Annotated in this window: 16 protein-coding genes; all 16 read right to left on the minus strand. The window is 36.5% G+C overall.

Annotated elements, in window-relative coordinates; genetic code table 11:
* Nucleotides 1–307 precede the first annotated feature (307 nt).
* A protein-coding gene (locus tag NST31_RS08465; protein ID WP_212951973.1) for an IS3 family transposase occupies nucleotides 308–1,536 on the minus strand; the annotation gives its coding sequence in 2 pieces (ribosomal slippage) (nucleotides 308–1,248 and nucleotides 1,248–1,536; 1,230 coding nt in all).
* Nucleotides 1,537–1,717: 181 nt separating this feature from the next.
* A complete protein-coding gene (locus tag NST31_RS08470; protein WP_339165013.1) occupies nucleotides 1,718–1,861 on the minus strand; it encodes a hypothetical protein in 144 nt (47 codons plus the stop codon).
* Between the two features lie 94 nt (nucleotides 1,862–1,955).
* Nucleotides 1,956–3,695 carry a phospho-sugar mutase gene (locus NST31_RS08475; RefSeq protein ID WP_339165015.1) on the minus strand — a complete coding sequence of 580 codons (1,740 nt, stop codon included), beginning with the start codon at nucleotides 3,693–3,695 and terminating at the stop codon, nucleotides 1,956–1,958.
* Nucleotides 3,696–3,750: 55 nt separating this feature from the next.
* Nucleotides 3,751–5,124 (minus strand): glucose-6-phosphate isomerase, encoded by a 1,374-nt coding sequence (locus tag NST31_RS08480; RefSeq protein WP_339165016.1) that lies wholly within the window; start codon nucleotides 5,122–5,124, stop codon nucleotides 3,751–3,753.
* Nucleotides 5,125–5,321: 197 nt separating this feature from the next.
* Nucleotides 5,322–6,293, minus strand: a complete 972-nt coding sequence (galE, locus tag NST31_RS08485; protein WP_339165017.1) for a UDP-glucose 4-epimerase GalE — start codon at nucleotides 6,291–6,293, stop codon at nucleotides 5,322–5,324.
* 33 nt (nucleotides 6,294–6,326) lie between these two features.
* Entirely contained in the window at nucleotides 6,327–7,607 is a 1,281-nt protein-coding gene (locus NST31_RS08490) for an oligosaccharide flippase family protein (RefSeq protein ID WP_339165018.1), read from the minus strand.
* Nucleotides 7,600–8,307, minus strand: coding sequence for an acylneuraminate cytidylyltransferase family protein (locus tag NST31_RS08495; RefSeq protein ID WP_339165019.1), 708 nt, complete (start codon nucleotides 8,305–8,307; stop codon nucleotides 7,600–7,602). Before NST31_RS08495 ends, NST31_RS08490 begins: the two co-directional genes overlap by 8 nt.
* Nucleotides 8,300–9,451: a UDP-N-acetylglucosamine 2-epimerase gene (gene neuC, locus NST31_RS08500; RefSeq protein WP_339165020.1), complete on the minus strand. Its 1,152-nt coding sequence runs from the start codon at nucleotides 9,449–9,451 to the stop codon at nucleotides 8,300–8,302. The genes NST31_RS08495 and neuC overlap by 8 nt, the downstream gene beginning before the upstream one ends.
* Nucleotides 9,452–9,487: 36 nt before the next feature.
* A complete protein-coding gene (gene neuB, locus NST31_RS08505; RefSeq protein WP_339165022.1) occupies nucleotides 9,488–10,537 on the minus strand; it encodes an N-acetylneuraminate synthase in 1,050 nt (349 codons plus the stop codon).
* The gene (locus tag NST31_RS08510; RefSeq protein WP_339165024.1) at nucleotides 10,506–11,495 is read right to left on the minus strand and encodes a polysialyltransferase family glycosyltransferase; all 990 of its coding nucleotides are present in this window, start codon (nucleotides 11,493–11,495) and stop codon (nucleotides 10,506–10,508) included. Before NST31_RS08510 ends, neuB begins: the two co-directional genes overlap by 32 nt.
* On the minus strand, nucleotides 11,492–12,934 hold the full coding sequence (locus NST31_RS08515) for a DUF6418 domain-containing protein (protein ID WP_339165025.1): 1,443 nt from the start codon (nucleotides 12,932–12,934) through the stop codon (nucleotides 11,492–11,494). Before NST31_RS08515 ends, NST31_RS08510 begins: the two co-directional genes overlap by 4 nt.
* 2 nt (nucleotides 12,935–12,936) lie before the next feature.
* Nucleotides 12,937–13,704, minus strand: a complete 768-nt coding sequence (locus NST31_RS08520) for a DUF4422 domain-containing protein (protein ID WP_339165027.1) — start codon at nucleotides 13,702–13,704, stop codon at nucleotides 12,937–12,939.
* Nucleotides 13,701–14,801 carry a UDP-galactopyranose mutase gene (glf, locus tag NST31_RS08525; protein ID WP_339165029.1) on the minus strand — a complete coding sequence of 367 codons (1,101 nt, stop codon included), beginning with the start codon at nucleotides 14,799–14,801 and terminating at the stop codon, nucleotides 13,701–13,703. The genes NST31_RS08520 and glf overlap by 4 nt, the downstream gene beginning before the upstream one ends.
* A 63-nt stretch (nucleotides 14,802–14,864) precedes the next feature.
* The gene (locus NST31_RS08530) at nucleotides 14,865–15,506 is read right to left on the minus strand and encodes a sugar transferase (RefSeq protein WP_339165505.1); all 642 of its coding nucleotides are present in this window, start codon (nucleotides 15,504–15,506) and stop codon (nucleotides 14,865–14,867) included.
* Between the two features lie 58 nt (nucleotides 15,507–15,564).
* Complete coding sequence (gene galU / locus NST31_RS08535; protein ID WP_339165030.1) at nucleotides 15,565–16,449, minus strand: UTP--glucose-1-phosphate uridylyltransferase GalU; 885 nt, start codon at nucleotides 16,447–16,449, stop codon at nucleotides 15,565–15,567.
* 266 nt (nucleotides 16,450–16,715) lie between these two features.
* Complete coding sequence (locus tag NST31_RS08540) at nucleotides 16,716–17,483, minus strand: CpsB/CapC family capsule biosynthesis tyrosine phosphatase (RefSeq protein WP_339165506.1); 768 nt, start codon at nucleotides 17,481–17,483, stop codon at nucleotides 16,716–16,718.
* Nucleotides 17,484–17,506 lie beyond the last annotated feature (23 nt).

The following is a 17,506-nucleotide window of genomic DNA, read 5'->3' on the forward strand; positions in this document are numbered from 1 at the left end:
TCTATCTTTTTCTTAAAATAGCTCTCTATTTCTTGATTTTGGATTCTGTGCTTCTTGTCCGCCACCATTGACCTTGCTTTTGTCCGTGTAGCGGTATCCATGCAGGTTAGCGAAAATAAAAGCCTAGAGGCTCGCCTGCAACAGATGGTAACACGGACAAGTCGATTCTAAGTATTCGTTGGCGGGGCCCCGACCCCTTCCACCGCCTACTAAGAATCGGGCGCTGCGGTAAATGGCAAGCAGCTGCGCTGTGGCTCCTTTCGTAGCCTGACTAGGATTCCTATCGGCCCTGACTCCCTCAAATCGATCACACGCGAACCTCTTTGATTTCCAATTTATGATGCTTATTTTGTTCGTAAAACTCCTGAGGTGATAGGTCCAAAATACTTGAATGCATCCGTCTTTCGTTGTAGAAGACCATAAAATCCGTGACAGCTTCATAGGCTTGCGCATAGGTTTCAAACTGCCACCTTGAGAGGCAATCATCTTCAAAAATTCGATGAAAAGATTCAATATGGGCATTCATATTCGGCGTTCTTGGCGGAATTCTTTCATGTTCCATATGGTATTTTTCGCAAAATTCCTCAAAAGTATGGGAAACAAACTGTGGCCCATTGTCTGTTCGGATCACTGGTTTGATCGCTGCGTTGAATTGTTGGCGTCTTAACAATGCTTGTTGAAGTGCCTGGACGGCATCTTTAGCTGTACAGCTTAATCCGTTATGATAGGCGACAATTCCACGGTCATATACATCGATAATGGACATGACGAAGAAAAACCGGTCTTCCCCTTCGATGTAGCCGTATTTGATATCCGCTTCCCATAGTTGGTTTGAGTCTGTTATCGTACGGTTTCGTGCCAGTTTCCTAGGGTGTTGGGTCTTCTTTTTGCGTTGTGGACGCAGGATACCCAGCTCTTTGCACAACCGGTAGACTTTCTTCTTGTTGATGACAAGGCTATATTCGCGGCGAAGCCTCTTAGTCAGTTTGCGGTAGCCATAGTTGAAGCCATCGCCTGCAATTTCCTCCAGAAGGAATTCTTTGATTTGTTCGTCTGATACTTTTCGTCCGTCTTCTGTGAAGGAATAACCTGGTGCTGGACGTCCCTCACTCACTTTTTTCTCTTCCACACGGTAGTTCTTTTGGTAATAATAGGTGGAACGAGCGATCCCTATGACCTTTAGCACCTTAGAAATAGAATAGCCTTTTTGAATCCAGTGGTCGGCTACTTCAATTTTTTCAGCAAGTGAGGGTTTTTCTTTTTTATAATGTCGCGTAAAATCGCGATTTCAAGGTCTTTTTCACCAAGCAATGTTTTAAGCTTTTCATTTTCCTTGGATACTTCTTTCGGGTCAAAATCTGGTAAAACAGCGACATCAACATCACCATATTTTCCGTCTTTATATTCCCGCACCCAACGGCATACCATGTTGGAATTCAGTTCATAACGGCGGGCAACAAGGCTGTTATTGCCTGTCTCCTGGGCCTCTTTGATGACTTGTAATTTAAACTCCTTGGAGTGTTTGTTTCGTGTCATGTTGTTAGCCTCCTTGGTACATTAAGCAGTATATTATTTTTTACCCTTATTGTCCAAGTTCATTTAGGGGCTAATTAGGAACAGAGGGTAAAAGAAAGCGAAAATTGACAGCGTCGTTTTACAAATCCCCCGCTTCTCAGCTGTTACCTGGCATGTTACCTATATTTTTCTTAAATACAGGTTAGTTCTGATTATTGTTTAATAAAGGACGGAGAACCTCTCCTGCTTCAGCAAGCAATCCGTTAAGCGACGCTCCTTCTTCCTGCCCTTTTTGGTAAATCTGTTGCAATGCCTCTCTTAAAAGCCTTTGTTTTTTATCACTCATATCGCCCACTCCTATGAAACAATTTCTTTTATTTGGTCTTGGATGAATTGAAAGGTTGCCAAAGAACCCGGAACCATATGGTCCCGGGATATAATCATTTACTCTCTACTAAAGCCTCTACTCTATTCATCACTGCGCTCTCCAACGCTTTCAACTTCTCATGAGCCTCGCCCATCGTTTTACCCTTCACGCCAAAATAAAACTTACATTTTGGCTCAGTTCCCGATGGCCTGACACAAAACCAAGAGCCGTCACCCAATTTAAATTTTAAAACATTGGACTTGGGAAGCTGTATGAGAGCCTTCATACCGGTTTCGACATGGAAACACTCACTCTTTTCATAATCCTCTGCCTCAATGACCGTAATGCCGTTGATACTTGTTGGCGGGTCATTCCGGAATGATTCCAGGATACGGATGATTTGCTCGGCCCCATCTTTTCCCTTTAAAGTGATCGACTGGAGTGATTCCTGATAATAGCCATATTTTTTATACAGTTCTATTAAACCGTCGTACAATGATTTTCCTTGGGCTTTGTAATAAGCTGCAACTTCTGCGACAAATACAGCGGATTGAACAGCATCTTTGTCACGGACAAAGTCGCCTATTAAATAACCATAACTTTCTTCATATCCAAATAGGAAGGTGTGCTCTCTCGACTGCTCAAACTCCTTGATCTTTTCACCAATAAACTTAAAGCCTGTCAGGACATCGAGCGTTTTTACACCAAAGCTGGAGGCAATCGCCCTGCCCATTTCCGAAGTAACAATTGTTTTGATCATGATGCCATTATCGGGCAATTTGCCCACTTTTTGTTCAAGTAAATAATGCAACATTAAGGCCCCCGTCTGGTTGCCTGTAAGGACGACATACTTTCCTTCCCCATTTTTCACGGCAACGCCAAGACGATCGGCATCCGGATCAGTTCCAAGCAAGATGTCCGCCCCAACCTCTTCACCGTAACGAATGGCCCATTCAAAAGCCGCATGTTCCTCGGGATTTGGCGACGTTACTGTTGAAAAATCAGGATCCGGCAGCTCTTGCTCCTTCACGACCGTGACATGCTGGAAACCAAAAGCGGCCAATCCGTCTCTCACCGGCCAATTGGCAGTCCCATGAAGCGGGGTAAATACAATGGACAAGTCTTTCCCCGCTTTTTCAACCACATCCCGATTGACCTGAATGGAAACAAGCTGATCCAAATAAGCCCGGTCGATATTGTCGCCTATATAAGTAAGCAAACCTTTTTCCAACAAATCTTTCTCAACGGCCACTTCCAACGTCAGTTCACATTCAATTTCACGAATATAGCCGATAATTGTTTCAGACGCCTCCGGCGGCAATTGACCGCCATCTTCGCCGTAAACTTTAAAACCATTATATTCAGGCGGGTTATGACTCGCCGTGATCATGACACCCGCATAAGCATTCAAATACCGAACAGCAAATGATAGAAACGGGGTTGGGCGCAACTCATCAAACAAATAGGCCTTTACGCCATAATGTCCAACAGTTTTCGCTACTTCCAAGGCAAATTCCGGGGACATGCGCCGACAATCATAAGAGATGACCACACCACGCCCCATAGCCTCCTCTCCTTGTTGGACGATATATCGGGCAAGGCCGGCCGCCGCTTTTCGCACGGTATACATGTTCATCCGATTCGTACCAGGCCCAAGAACACCGCGCATCCCGCCCGTACCAAATTCCAATTCCTTATAAAAGCAGTCCTCAAGATGCTTTTCATCTTCGAGAAGAGAAACCAATTGGTCCCGCAAACCTTCACCTTGTGGCAGCTTCTTTAGCCAATGGTCTACCTTTGATCTCCACGCCATAAGTTCAAAATCCTTTCCAAAAAAATAAAACTCAAGATCTATGTTCCTGAGCTATTTATAACACTTGAGTGGGAATAGAGTTTTCTAAACGCTCTTCCAATTCAGCCTTTTTTTCCTCATAACCTGGCTTGCCAAGCAGTGCGAACATATTATTCTTATACATTTCCACTCCCGGCTGGTCAAACGGGTTGACACCCAATAACTTGCCACTCATCGCACATGCTTTTTGGAAAAAATAAACGAGATAGCCAAAAGAATAGGCATCCATTTCCGGAATTTCAATCACCATATTCGGAACACCGCCATCCGTATGGGCCAGCAGTGCGCCTTCAAAGGCTTTCATATTAACGTAATCCACTGAACGCCCAGCCAAATAGTTCAACCCATCCAAATCACTTTCATCCAACTCAATCATAATATCCCGCTGAGGCTCCTTGACTTTGATAACCGTCTCAAACAAGTCACGTCTGCCTTCTTGAATATACTGTCCGATAGAATGCAAATCTGTAGTAAATTGGGCCGAAGCCGGAAAAATACCCTTTCCTTCTTTCCCTTCACTCTCTCCAAACAACTGCTTCCACCATTCAGCAAAATACTTCATCCCGGGTTCATAATGCACGAGCATCTCAACCGTTTTTCCTTTGTTGTATAATATATTGCGGATGACCGCGTACTGGTAGGCGGTATTTTGCATGAGTTCGGGCTTTCCAAGATCCTCCATGGCTTGAGCCGCACCGCTCATCATCATTCTAATGTCTATCCCGCTCACAGCTATCGGAAGCAGCCCCACAGCTGTAAGGACTGAATAACGTCCCCCGATATTATCAGGAATGACAAACGTTTCATAACCTTCCGTATCTGCCAAAGCTTTGAGCGCACCTTTTTGCCGATCCGTCGTCGCATAGATCCTTTTTCGGGCTTCTTCTTTTCCGTATCTTTCCTCAAGCAGTTTCCGGAAAATCCGAAATGCAATCGCCGGCTCAGTCGTGGTACCCGATTTCGAGATCACATTGATGGAGAAATCTTTGCCTACGAGAATATCGATGACATCTGCTAGAAATGCAGAGCAGATCGTATGCCCTACAAATATAATATGAGGCGCTGATCGCTTGTCACTCAAGAGGATATCACGGAAACTATGGTTTAGCATCTCAATAGCTGCACGCGCCCCCAAATACGAGCCGCCAACACCAATCACGAGCAATATATCACTATCACTTTTTATTTTTTCAGCGGCCCACAAGATGCGGTCAAACTCCACCTGATCATACTGTTGTGGCAAATCTATCCAACCTAAAAAATCCTCTGCTGGAGCTGATTGACGGTGTAATTCACCGTGGACTTGTGCTATTGACTCCTGAAATAATATCATCTCTTGTTCTTCCAAAATAGAAAGGGTCTTCGAATAGTCAAAGTGGATATAAGACAATCCCTCACCTCCGGCTAAAAACTATGTATCGTTAGTTAATTCGAAGCGCCAAGCGTCCCTGCACATATCAATAATATACTGCTTAGTATTACAATTCTTAATTCTTCAACCCCAACCATACCGTTGGTAGACCTATATCTTATCTAAAACTAATTGAACTAATTGATAATCATTGTTATTTTTACTATCAATAGTTTTTAATACCTTTGATTTTGGTGCCAATTCCATGCACTTTCAATAATTTGTTTTAAATTCTTCTCTGCCTTCCACCCCAGCTCTTCGTATATCTTTCGGGAAGATGCTACTAAAATTGCTGGATCTCCCTCGCGCCTATCAGTTATTTCAACATTTGCTTTTAATCCTGTTACTGTCTCACAAGTTTCAATTATTTCCTTGACCGAATAACCAAGCCCATTCCCAAGGTTGTATATTGCCGTTTTATTTGTTCCATTAAGCAAAGAATTTAATGCGTGGATATGAGCATTTGCTATATCTGTAACATGAATATAATCCCGAATACAAGTACCGTCTGGTGTGTTGTAATCTGAACCAAATATGGAAATTTTATCTCTTTTTCCTGCCAAATGCTGAAGAATTACGGGAATTAAATGAGTTTCCGGCTCATGGCTCTCCCCTATATGTGCAGATTCATCAGCTCCTGCTGCATTAAAATACCTTAATACGGTATAGTTTAGATTATATGCTTTTGAGTAATCTTGAAGAATCTGTTCAATCATTAATTTTGATCTTCCGTACGGATTTATAGGTAAAGTTTGCATAGTTTCATTTATAATATCGACATTCGGAACTCCATATGTAGCAGCTGTCGAGGAAAAAATGAAATTGTTAACATTATGATCTAGCATTACTCTTAAAAGAGTAAGTGTAGAAGAAACATTATTTTCATAATACTTCATTGGATTGATTACTGATTCCCCTACCAAACTATTTGCCGCAAAATGCATGACCGCTTTAATTGGGTACTTTGAAAACACAAACTCTAGATTTTCCTCATCTCCCAAATCACCTTGAAAAAAAACTGCTCGATGATCAACTGCCTCACGATGACCGGTTGAAAGATTATCTAAAACGATTACTTGTTCTTTTTCCACCAGTTCTTTTACTAAATGACTTCCTATATAACCCGCTCCACCGACAACTAATATCAATTAATAGACTCCTTCCAAACAAAGTAAAGCTATTCAATTACTTTTTTGCCTAAGATTAAACCAAGGCATTTTATAAACGACATTGGAAAAATACCAAGTTAGAAAAAAGGATATTAAATAGCTTATAGCTGTACCTTGAGCCGCTCCTATAGGCCCATTAAGTTTAATTAAAGCGTAGCTTATCAAAATATTAATGACAGCAGTAATAAATGTAATAGTAGCTAAATAATACGTTCTTCCATCAAAGAAAATATAGTTTGTAACCATCTTATACATTCCGTTAAATGCATAGCCTAATCCAAGCCATAATATAAATTGACTAGCGTTTTGATAAGCTGGTCCAGCCATAATTTGTAATATGATTGGAGACAAAGCGTATAAAATTAGGGCTGCTAAAATAATTATTACAAAATATATATAAGTGAATTTAACAATTTTTATCTTTAGAAAATCATTGTTTTGTTTAAGCTTTGAAAAAAGCCAAGGAACCCACGCCTTGTTAAAGGAATCTTGCAATATCATGATAATCATACCTATTTGGTAGCCTACCGTGTATAATCCTGTTTCAGAAATTCCAACTAATGCAGTTATCAAAAACCTATCACTGGCTGTTATAACATACATCCCGACTACATGAGGAATTAAGGGTGATCCATACGATATTATATGTTTTATATCTTGTATGCTTATCTTAAATTTTAACCACTTATTTTTTAACAAAAAGAAGAAACCCAAGATTCCAAATCCAAAGAATGCAATAGTCTCTGCTAATATTGCACCAGTCCAATTTAAATTTAAAGAAATAATAAACCATAAGTTCAAAGTGAAATTTAATGTAGTTTGTAGAATTTGAAAGGCACCATAAGTAAAAGGTTTATTTTCTACTTGCCATATAACTAAAGTAGCTTGAAATATTACTTTTCCGTAGGAAACTAGAATTACAGTCCATAACCAATTGTTAGGAATATAAGTCTTATCGCTAATAAAGTCAGTAAATAACCCAAACACAAGATACATCAGTATTGAATTTATAGTAACAAGCAAAAAGGAATTAGCTATGTATCTGGCTAATTCCCCCTTGTTTTTATCATAGTATACTCTTGTTATAGCACCGTTTATCCCAATACCTATTATTGAAAATACCAGACCCGATACAACTTTAAACATTGAATAAATACCAAACTCTTCGGGGGAGAGATACCTGGTTATTACTGGCAGTAATAAAAATGGAATTGACGCATTCAAAACTTGAGTAATCATGTATATTCCCGCGGAGCCGAATAGAGATGATTTTATTCCGTTACCTTTACTCAAAAGTCCGTCCTCCATTGAGTAACAGCTGTAAAACCTCTAAATCAAATGGTTCATCAATGTCAATATCATACTTTTTATCCATAATGTAGCCAATCTTATTGTCATTCAAACTGGTTTTCGAGTTGAAATTATCATTAATTTTATTTATATAGATTGAACCATTTACTTTATAAAATTTAGGGAAATCTTGCCTTCTTAAAGTACTATTCAATTCTAGTAAATTTTTAGTCTCTCCACTTTCATTTATTGTTCTCATTAATATAGGGTGTTCCGAAACTTCTGTAATACTCACCAAACTTTCTTCCTGTTTCTGAATAATCATCTCGATTGCCTCATCAATATGTTGACTGAGCCTTAGCGGTTGTGTTGGCTGTAAAAGAACGATGTAATCATACCTAGAACCCCTTTTTTTCAACTCTTCAACAACATGTATAAGTACATCAATTGTTTTTGAAGTATCACTTGCTAGATGTGTCGGTCTTAAAAAAGGGACTTCCGCTCCACAATTAATAGATACTTCTGCAATTAAAGAATCTTCGGTAGAGACTACAATTTTATCTATATATCTAGAATTCTTTGCTGCCTCAATTGTATACTGAATCAAAGGCTTGTTATTTACTTTGATGATGTTTTTTCCTGGAATTCCCTTACTTCCACTTCTTGCCGGAATGACTGCTAAAAAAGTTTTATGATTAAACATAAGCTTTATCACCAATAATATTAATGTCAATAAAGCGCTTCTGGATATCTAAATCCCATATGTCTTCATTTTCTAAGATATTTAAAAATCGTTCATCACTTTTACCATCACCAAATGTGTAACTAAACAACCTTGATCCTTCCCGACAATTGATTGCTCTAAGAATTTCATATTTATCTTCCTCGACATGAACAATATTTTTGGAGACCTTCGGATTATATCTTCCTAACTGTCTATTGCCTATATCAATGGAAGGGATACCATAAACCCCAGCTTCTCTTATTCCGGCACTTGAATTACCGACAATAAAATCACAATGTTTTAATAAAGTTAAAAAATACTCGAATCTCATTGAAGGGAAAACTTTAAAACGATCATTGTTGTGAAGCCTATCGTATTCATTTAAAATAATATTGCTACCCTCATCATTATTTGGATAAATGACAACATAATTTCTGTTACTTTCGATAACTGCATCTACCAAGTGTTTAATATTATCACGTAGTCGATCTACTTGAGTTGTTACAGGGTGATACATTAATATAGAAAAGTTGTCAAATTCAATTTCATATCTTTCTTTAACCTTTTCGATAGTCGGCAAATCCTCTGACATCATGACATCGATATCAGGTGAACCAATAACGAAAATGTTTTTTTCTAGTTCTCCCAATTGAACAATTCTTTTTTTCGCTTCTTCATTACTAACTAAATGGATATGAGAGAATTTTGTTATGGCATGCCTAATAGATTCATCAATAGTACCAGAAACCTCTCCACCTTCTATATGAGCAACTTTTATATTATTAAAAGCCCCCACAATCGCGCCAGCCAGAGCCTCTAGCCTATCTCCATGTACAACAATCAAATCCGGATTGAATTCATGAACATAATTGCTTAAACCTAAAATAGTATTGCTTAATGCTATATCCATTTTGGAGTTTGTTTGTTGGTTCACAAACTGGTACAGATTTCGAAAGCCGTCCTTTTCGATTTCCTTCCATGTTGAGCCATATTTTGAAAGCATATGCATACCTGTAATAAATATATGAAGTTCAAGATTGGGACTACTATCTACTTTCTTCATTAAGGATTTAATTTTCCCATAATCTGCTCTAGTTCCTGTTAAAAAGAGAATTCTTTTCATATAACCGCCTCAACAATTCTAAAATTATACTTTCAACTAAGCATTCTCTAGATCAGACCATGAAAGGTGAGTATCACATTCAACAGCTTTAGTTACCTTTTTACCTATTAACGAATTATAATGCTCAGCTTTTATCTCACCAGTCCCAGGCCTTTTAACCCAAATATTATCTTTTGTTAAGACATCGCCAGCTTTTAAATTTTTAGTAGTGACGACAGTTGCAAAAGCAAATTCAATGGTTACTTTTTCCTCTAATGCTGCTTCTTTCTTTCCGCCTCTCATTTCTGCAACTTCTTTACTCGCAACAATTAAATCTTTTAACTCTGTTGGATCCATAGAACATAATATATCTGGTCCAGGTCTATCTTTCCTGTCAGTAAAATGTCTTTCTAATATAGATGCCCCTAATGCTGTTGCCGCTAAAGCGGCATTGTTATTAACAGTGTGATCTGAGAGGCCGATTACTGCTCGAGGGAAAGCTTTTTGTAATTCTTGCATACCACCCAGCCTCACTAAATGGGGTGGGGTCGGATATATATTTGTACAATGTAAGAGGGCATATTGTATATTTTTTCTCTCAAGTATTTCAACTGTTTTGCTAATACTATCTAGATCATTCATCCCTGTTGAAACAATCATGGGCTTTCCGAAGGAAGCTATATGTTCAATTAATGGATAATTATTACATTCGCCAGATCCAATCTTGTAAGCCAATACCCCCATTTTTTCTAACCTATCAGCAGCCGCACGCGAAAAAGGAGTACTTATAAATAACATACCCTTAGATTCCACATATTTTTTTAAGGCTATTTCGTCTTCCTCATTAAGAGCGCATCTTTCCATCACTTCATAGATAGACACATCGGTGTTTCCAGGTATTACCTTCCTAGCCTCTTGACTCATCTCATCTTCAACCACATGAGTTTGATGTTTTACCACCTCAGCTCCTGCAGAATACGCAGCATCTACCATCTGTTTAGCGACCTCGAGACTTCCCTCATGGTTAATTCCAATTTCGGCAATTACTAGTGGTCTATAATCTTCTCCAACTTTTCTATTTCCGATTTGAATATATGGCTTTGTCATTATTTTTTCCCCTCTGCAAAAAATTCTCATCAGTATTATATTTTTCCTCGGCATTTATACCAGAAATAGCACTTGTGCAGACTCCTACTGCTTTTTTGAATCCAATATCTAGCATTGAAAAAATTTCACTAGGAAAAGAACCATCTAATTCAATAATTTCATTTATTCCATAAACTGTTCTTTCACGAGGATGCTTCTTTATTACAATCTGATACTCTTTATGCGTATCGATAATATCCTTATATAACATGATCTTCTCTTTTTCTGTTATATAACCATCTTCTGACAGAGGTTGTGTAAGAATAATAATGCTGTCTTTCTGTTTAAAATCTAATAACATGTTTGCTTTCTTTTCTTCTAAGAACACACCGATAATAAGATCCTTTTCCATATTATTCAAGTGGTTAAACATTGGCTTTAGATCCAGATACTCAAGCTTTTCAAAAAGGTGCTTAGGATATCTTTCTGGATACTGAACCATTATTTTTTTTAGCCTTTTATCTAAGTAAAAGTCTGTACTAATTCTATAAAGATATTTTTTTACAAACAAATTTAACTTGCTTGGTTCTGGGTAGAGGAATAAGTTAGCCCCATCCTCTAAAAAAATAACACTTTTAGCTTTTTTGTAGATATAATTCGATATGGTATAAAGTGAATACGGGTTCCACGGGAAAAGGAATACCGTAGAATTATTGTTTAAGTGTTTTTTCACTCTATTAAATAAAATGCGATCCTTACATTCCTCTATTAAAAGTCGCTCCATCAATTTGCTTCTTTTCCTAATAATAACATCTTCAACTTTTTCAAGTTTATTTAATCTTTCTTTCAAAAGAACAAATAGTTGTTCCGAATTTGAATCGTGCGTTGTAAGATAAAATACTCCTTTCCTAACATCGGAGTATAAATGACAAAGACTGATGAAAATATGATAGGGCGTAGAACAAATATAAAAGTTCATAGATGCTTCTCCGCAATTTTATATTTTAGATTATTTGATGATTGCCGTATTAGTGGGAGCTGAGTTTGTTTGATGATTTTCTTATTGGTGACATAATTTCTTTTTATTAACTTAAGAATCATAAGAATGAGTAAAATAAATAATACTTCTACAGAAAACAGTTTATTAAAGTCTGATTGCATTAATACTCTTCCAAATATTAGCCAAAGTCTGGCATATAAAATTGCTTCAACTATATTTATATTAACAATGCTTTCCGTTAGTTTTTTGGTTATTAAATAAAAGAAGAACGCTGTAAACAAAGAAAATATAATTAACCCTGAAGCTTTAAAATAATAATAGATGCTAGCTTGTGTAGAATAGGCATATCTACTGTTTTTATCATCGACTTTCCGAAGGAATATATCGTATGGAGTGGTTAGTTTCATTATTTTATATATTCCTGAGTTATAAATTTCTTCTTTTGAGTTGCTAAATTTATAAAAAGTTCTTAGTTCATCGTCTAACTTGTCAATATTATTATCGCCTTCTTTCGTAACGCTATAAGTTGCCCACCAAAGTTGTCCCTGCTGTGCCAACCTCATTTTTAAATACTCAGCATTTTCATTAAAATCACGTTTATAAACTATAGAGCTTTGGAAGGAGATAATAATAATTAATACCACAATCAGTAACATACTTTTTCTCAAAATATTATTAAGAATTTTGTAAGACCCATACCACAAATAGGGTAAAAAAACAATGTAGCACATGTTTAGGAAAAAAGAAAACTTATGACCTATCCAAAAAAAGTATAGAGAAACGATCCCTAATAATAAATACACTTTTTTGCTTTTAGTTTTATATAAATAAATACTTATTAGGGGGCTTAAATACAAGAAGGAGTTTCCTATCTTTTCTTCCAAATTAGATAAGTATTGCTCTTGATACAAAAATCTATCTAACTGCACCAAGAAAAATGGTTTATTTGCTACATTTAAAAAAAGAACAAGGTACATAATAAAAATAATCACTAATAAAAGCTCTATTACTCTAAGTTTATTTATCTTCCTCTTACCAATTAAAATATAGGAAGAGTCTATAAAAGTAATATCTTTTATTGGATTATCTCGATTTAATAGCCTGATAGTTTCCATAAATATGACATGAACTAAAACTAATAACAATAACGAATTTACTTTAAATGAATATATATCTAACTCCGTTAAATAAAAAGATCCTATTTCAATAATAAATACTCCCAAGATATTTGTAGTTATATAAAAGATAATATAACTGTATTTCATAAGATATCTTTTTTCTTTAAAATATAGAAAGATCAGATATCCTAAGAATATTATTATTATTATATAATCTTTATAATTACTTGATTTATCATTAAAGAAAAACATTAATGTTAATAAAAAAGGGAAAAAGATACCTGTTAATGAATTTCTCATAACTAGCTAACCTTTCTTTTTATGAAATTCGCTATTTTGTCAAGCCAATTGACTTTTTCTAAATTTATAACTGGTACCTCCATAGATCGTATTTTCGCTTGATTAATCCAAACATTAAACAATCTTTCACTTATAAAGCCAAAGATCCTTTTTTGATAGTCGTCATAACTTGTTATATCTATGCGTTTTTCCAATTCAAAGAGAATATCAAAAAGCCATCGACAATAACTATCGAAACTTTCTTTTTTCATAACAAACATATTATACAGATGTAGACTCTTATCTTTCATTACATGATTAAAGCTCTCGATGTATTCTGGATACTGTTCAACTAAAATCTTTTTTGTTTCTTCTAAATCCTCGATATGATGAGCGTTTTTATAATGTGACCATACTGTTTCGATAAAGTAATTTCTTTTCTTTGGTAAAATGATGTCGTATTCAGATAATAATGCCTTGACTTCATTCTCTTTAAGAATTAACTCGAACTTCTTTTTATCCGAAAGTCGTTTTAATAAATTTGCACTTGTAAAATACCTTCTATAATGTGAAAGTCCAATATACTTACAATCAAGATTTTTCCATGCCCAATATAGTGCTGTTAATTCACAGTAGTTTTGGTTTTTATAAGAGATGTGGTCTCCTGTATTATCTCCTATAAAACCTAAATCTTCCTTACCCTCTTTACCTACATGGATGGGTAAATAAATGTCGCTAATAGGCATATCATATTTCTTATGTGTAGCAACAAGAATCTTTATATCACTCATTTATTAAATTCCTCTTTAACTTTAGTCAACGCTGCCCCAATAACCTGATGCATATCATAATATTTATAGTTGGCCAATCTGCCACCAAAAATCACATTTTCTTCTTGATCGGCCAATTCCTTATATTTCCTAAATAGCTGATTATTCTTTTCATTATTGATCGGATAGTATGGCTCATCACCCTTTTTCCATTCTTTTGGATATTCTCTTGTGATAACCGTTTTATCCTGTGTTCCAAATTCAAAGTGTTTATGCTCTATTACCCTTGTATAAGGCGTCTGGCTATCTGTATAGTTTACCACGGCGTTACCTTGATAATTATCAGTTTCTAATATCTTATTTTCAAACTTTAAACTTCTATACTCTAAAACCCCAAACCTAAAATTATAAAACTCATCTACCATGCCAGTATATACAATTTTGTTTGCTTCTTTCTCTAATTGCTCTCTTTCTGCAAAAAAGTCTGTTTCTAATTGAACGTCGCAATTCTCCAGCATTCTTTCTATTATGACATTATATCCACCAATTGGTATTCCTTGATATCTATCATTAAAGTAGTTATTGTCGTATGTAAACCTTACAGGTAGTCTCTTAATAATAAATGCAGGAAGTTCCGTTGCAGGCCTTCCCCATTGCTTTTCTGTATATCCCTTTATCAATTTTTCATAAATATCTGTACCAACTAAAGAAATTGCTTGTTCTTCTAAATTTCTGGGCTTTGTGATCCCTGCTTCTCTTTTTTGTTCTTCAATTTTTTCTTTAGCTTCTTTAGGTGTCACCACTCCCCACAATTTGTTAAATGTATTCATATTAAATGGCAAATTGTAAATTTCACCGTTATAATTAGCAATTGGTGAGTTAGTATATCTATTAAATTCGACAAATTGGTTCACATAATCCCAAATTTCTTTGTTGTTAGTATGAAAAATATGTGCTCCATACTTATGAACGTTAATATCTTCTATTTTTTCAGTATAGATATTTCCTCCTATATGGTCTCGTTTATCGATAACTAAACACTTTTTCCCTCTTCTAGAAGCTTCATGAGCAAAAACAGACCCAAACAGTCCCGCCCCTACTATTAAATAATCATACATAGAACAAATGCCTCCCAAAATCAAAAACCACTGGTCTCGTTGGATGCCTTAACGACTTAATGCCTAATAAGCACCTTTTTTTAAAATGACTATCCATATGGTTAAAATTAATATTTTTATATCAAATATTAAAGACTGGTTATAAACATAATGTAATTCCAAATTTACTCTTTCGGGATATCCAACACTGCTTCTTCCACATACCTGCCAATATCCCGTAATTCCTGGCTTTACAGATAAAAAATCACTAGCTTTATTATTATATTCTCTTAATTCTTCTTGAACGACCGGTCGCGGACCCACTAAGCTCATATCTCCTTTTAATACATTAATTAACTGAGGTAACTCATCCAAACTAGTTCTTCTTAAAAACCTGCCAAGCTTTGTTATTCTTGGGTCTTCTTCCGGCTCTAATTTATAGTTGTTTTTTATATACTTTTGATAAAGCTCCTTATTTTGCTTGAGCTTGTCATCGGCGTTTACTACCATTGACCTAAACTTATAAATATTAAAAAGTTCCCCACTTTTTCCATACCTTTTTTGCTTAAAGAAGATAGGGCCTTTTGCTTCACCAAATAAATACATTATGCTAACAATTAAAAATAAAGGAAATGATAACAATAGTCCTATTAACGCCCCTAAAATATCAATTAATCGCTTAACAAATAAGTACCCCTGCGATACAGAGGCACTGTTTTCATCCATTATGACTTGAGGAATATAGGAAGATGAACTGAAATCTGGTTCATTTTTACTCATTTTTTCACCTCGTAACCAATATCCCATTAAGCTTTTCTTGTAAATAGGTGGTTAGCTCTTCTTTAATATCTTCATTTTGAAGAGCAAATTCTAAAGTTGTTTTGACGAACCCCAACTTTTCCCCGACATCATATCGTTTCCCTTCAAAATCATAAGCAAAAACCCTTTGAATTTTGTTAAGCTGCTGAATAGCGTCGGTTAATTGAATTTCTCCACCAGCACCTTTTTCTTGCTTTTCAAGAAACATAAAGATTTCAGGTGTTAATACATAACGACCCATGATGGCCAAATTGGATGGTGCTGTTCCTGGTTTCGGTTTTTCAATAAAATTACTTACTTGATATAGACGCCCAGATTGGTTAATTGGATCGATAATACCATAACGGTGTGTAACATCTTCTGAAACTTGCTGAACCCCGATAACAGAGGAGGATGTTTCTTCATACTGATCAATTAATTGGCGCAAACATGGTATCTTGCTTTGAACTATGTCATCACCGAGCAAGACTGCAAAAGGTTCATTTCCAATGAAACTGCGAGCACACCAAACAGCGTGACCCAATCCCTTCGGTTCTTTTTGGCGTATATAATGAATATCGGCCAAGTTGGAAGAGAATCTTACCTTCTCTAACAGGTCGTATTTTTCTTTTTCAATCAAGTTTTGTTCCAATTCGAAAGCATGGTCAAAATGGTCTTCGATTGCTCGCTTGCCTTTTCCGGTCACTATAATAATATCTTCGATGCCGGAAGCAACTGCTTCTTCTACAATATATTGAATAGTTGGTTTGTCGACAATTGGCAACATTTCCTTTGGCATCGCTTTTGTTGCTGGAAGAAACCTCGTTCCCAACCCTGCAGCGGGAATAATCGCTTTTCTTACTTGTTTCAATTCGCAGACAGTCCTTTCAGAAAAAATAAATATCTAATGAAAGCGCACACATTGACTTATGCCCTTTCATTAGACATTTAACATTTACATTTTCTTAACAAAAGATATATAAAGATGTGGGCATCTAACCCACCCTCACACCATGCCCCTGACGACGGGCGTCTAAGGCAGAGCTATACTCGTACCCACGGCATGGCCGAGTGCCTCCATTGATAACGGAAAGGAGACATCACCGAATAATCCTGTTAGGTTACTGTGCTAAAGGTCTAAAAAAGGCCAAATATCCTTTTCTTCCTAACCCTTTCTGGAATCTCGCGAAAAATGTCTTTACCATCCACGATTAGTTCCGAATTATCCATCAACATAAAAAGGATATCCGAGCCAAATTTGGCATTGATCACTTCAAGGGCTTCCTCCATTTTAAAAGCTCTTGTCGTTGTGTTATGCGCGTCAGAAGCGATAAAATGTGTCAAATTTGCTTGAATCAGATCTTCGGTAAATTTTTGGATTTTTTTCCCAAAGTAGCCGACAACGCTTGCTGCCGTTACTTGAGTCGCTGCGCCGTTTTTTACAAACTGATACAATTTGTCCGGCTGCTGAATCAGCTCCGCATTTCTTTCTGGATGGACAATGACCGGTGTTACACCTTTCATTTGCAGGTCAAACAACAGTTGTTCTGTATAGCGGGGAACATTTCCGGAAGGAAATTCGACAAACACATAAGTCGATACTTCCGCAAGTGTCAGAATCTCCCCTTTTTCGTAGTCTTCAACCATTTCGCCATATATTCTCGTTTCTTGCCCGGGCAAAATCTCCACTTTTACCTGCTCGGACTGTAAGTAATCATTTAACTCTTTTGTTCTATGAATGATCTCGTCTTTATAATTATCGTAACTTCCATTTCGGTGATGCGGAGTAGCGATGATCTTTTTAATCCCCTCTTTGGCTGCGGCCTTGGCCATTTCCAAACTTTCCGTAAAGTCCGCAGCCCCATCATCTATTCCTGGTAATATATGACAATGTATATCTATTATTTGGCTCACCCCTTATAAAATAG

This window comes from Siminovitchia sp. FSL W7-1587, assembly GCF_037963795.1.
In the GTDB taxonomy this organism is placed as follows: domain Bacteria; phylum Bacillota; class Bacilli; order Bacillales; family Bacillaceae_C; genus Siminovitchia; species Siminovitchia thermophila.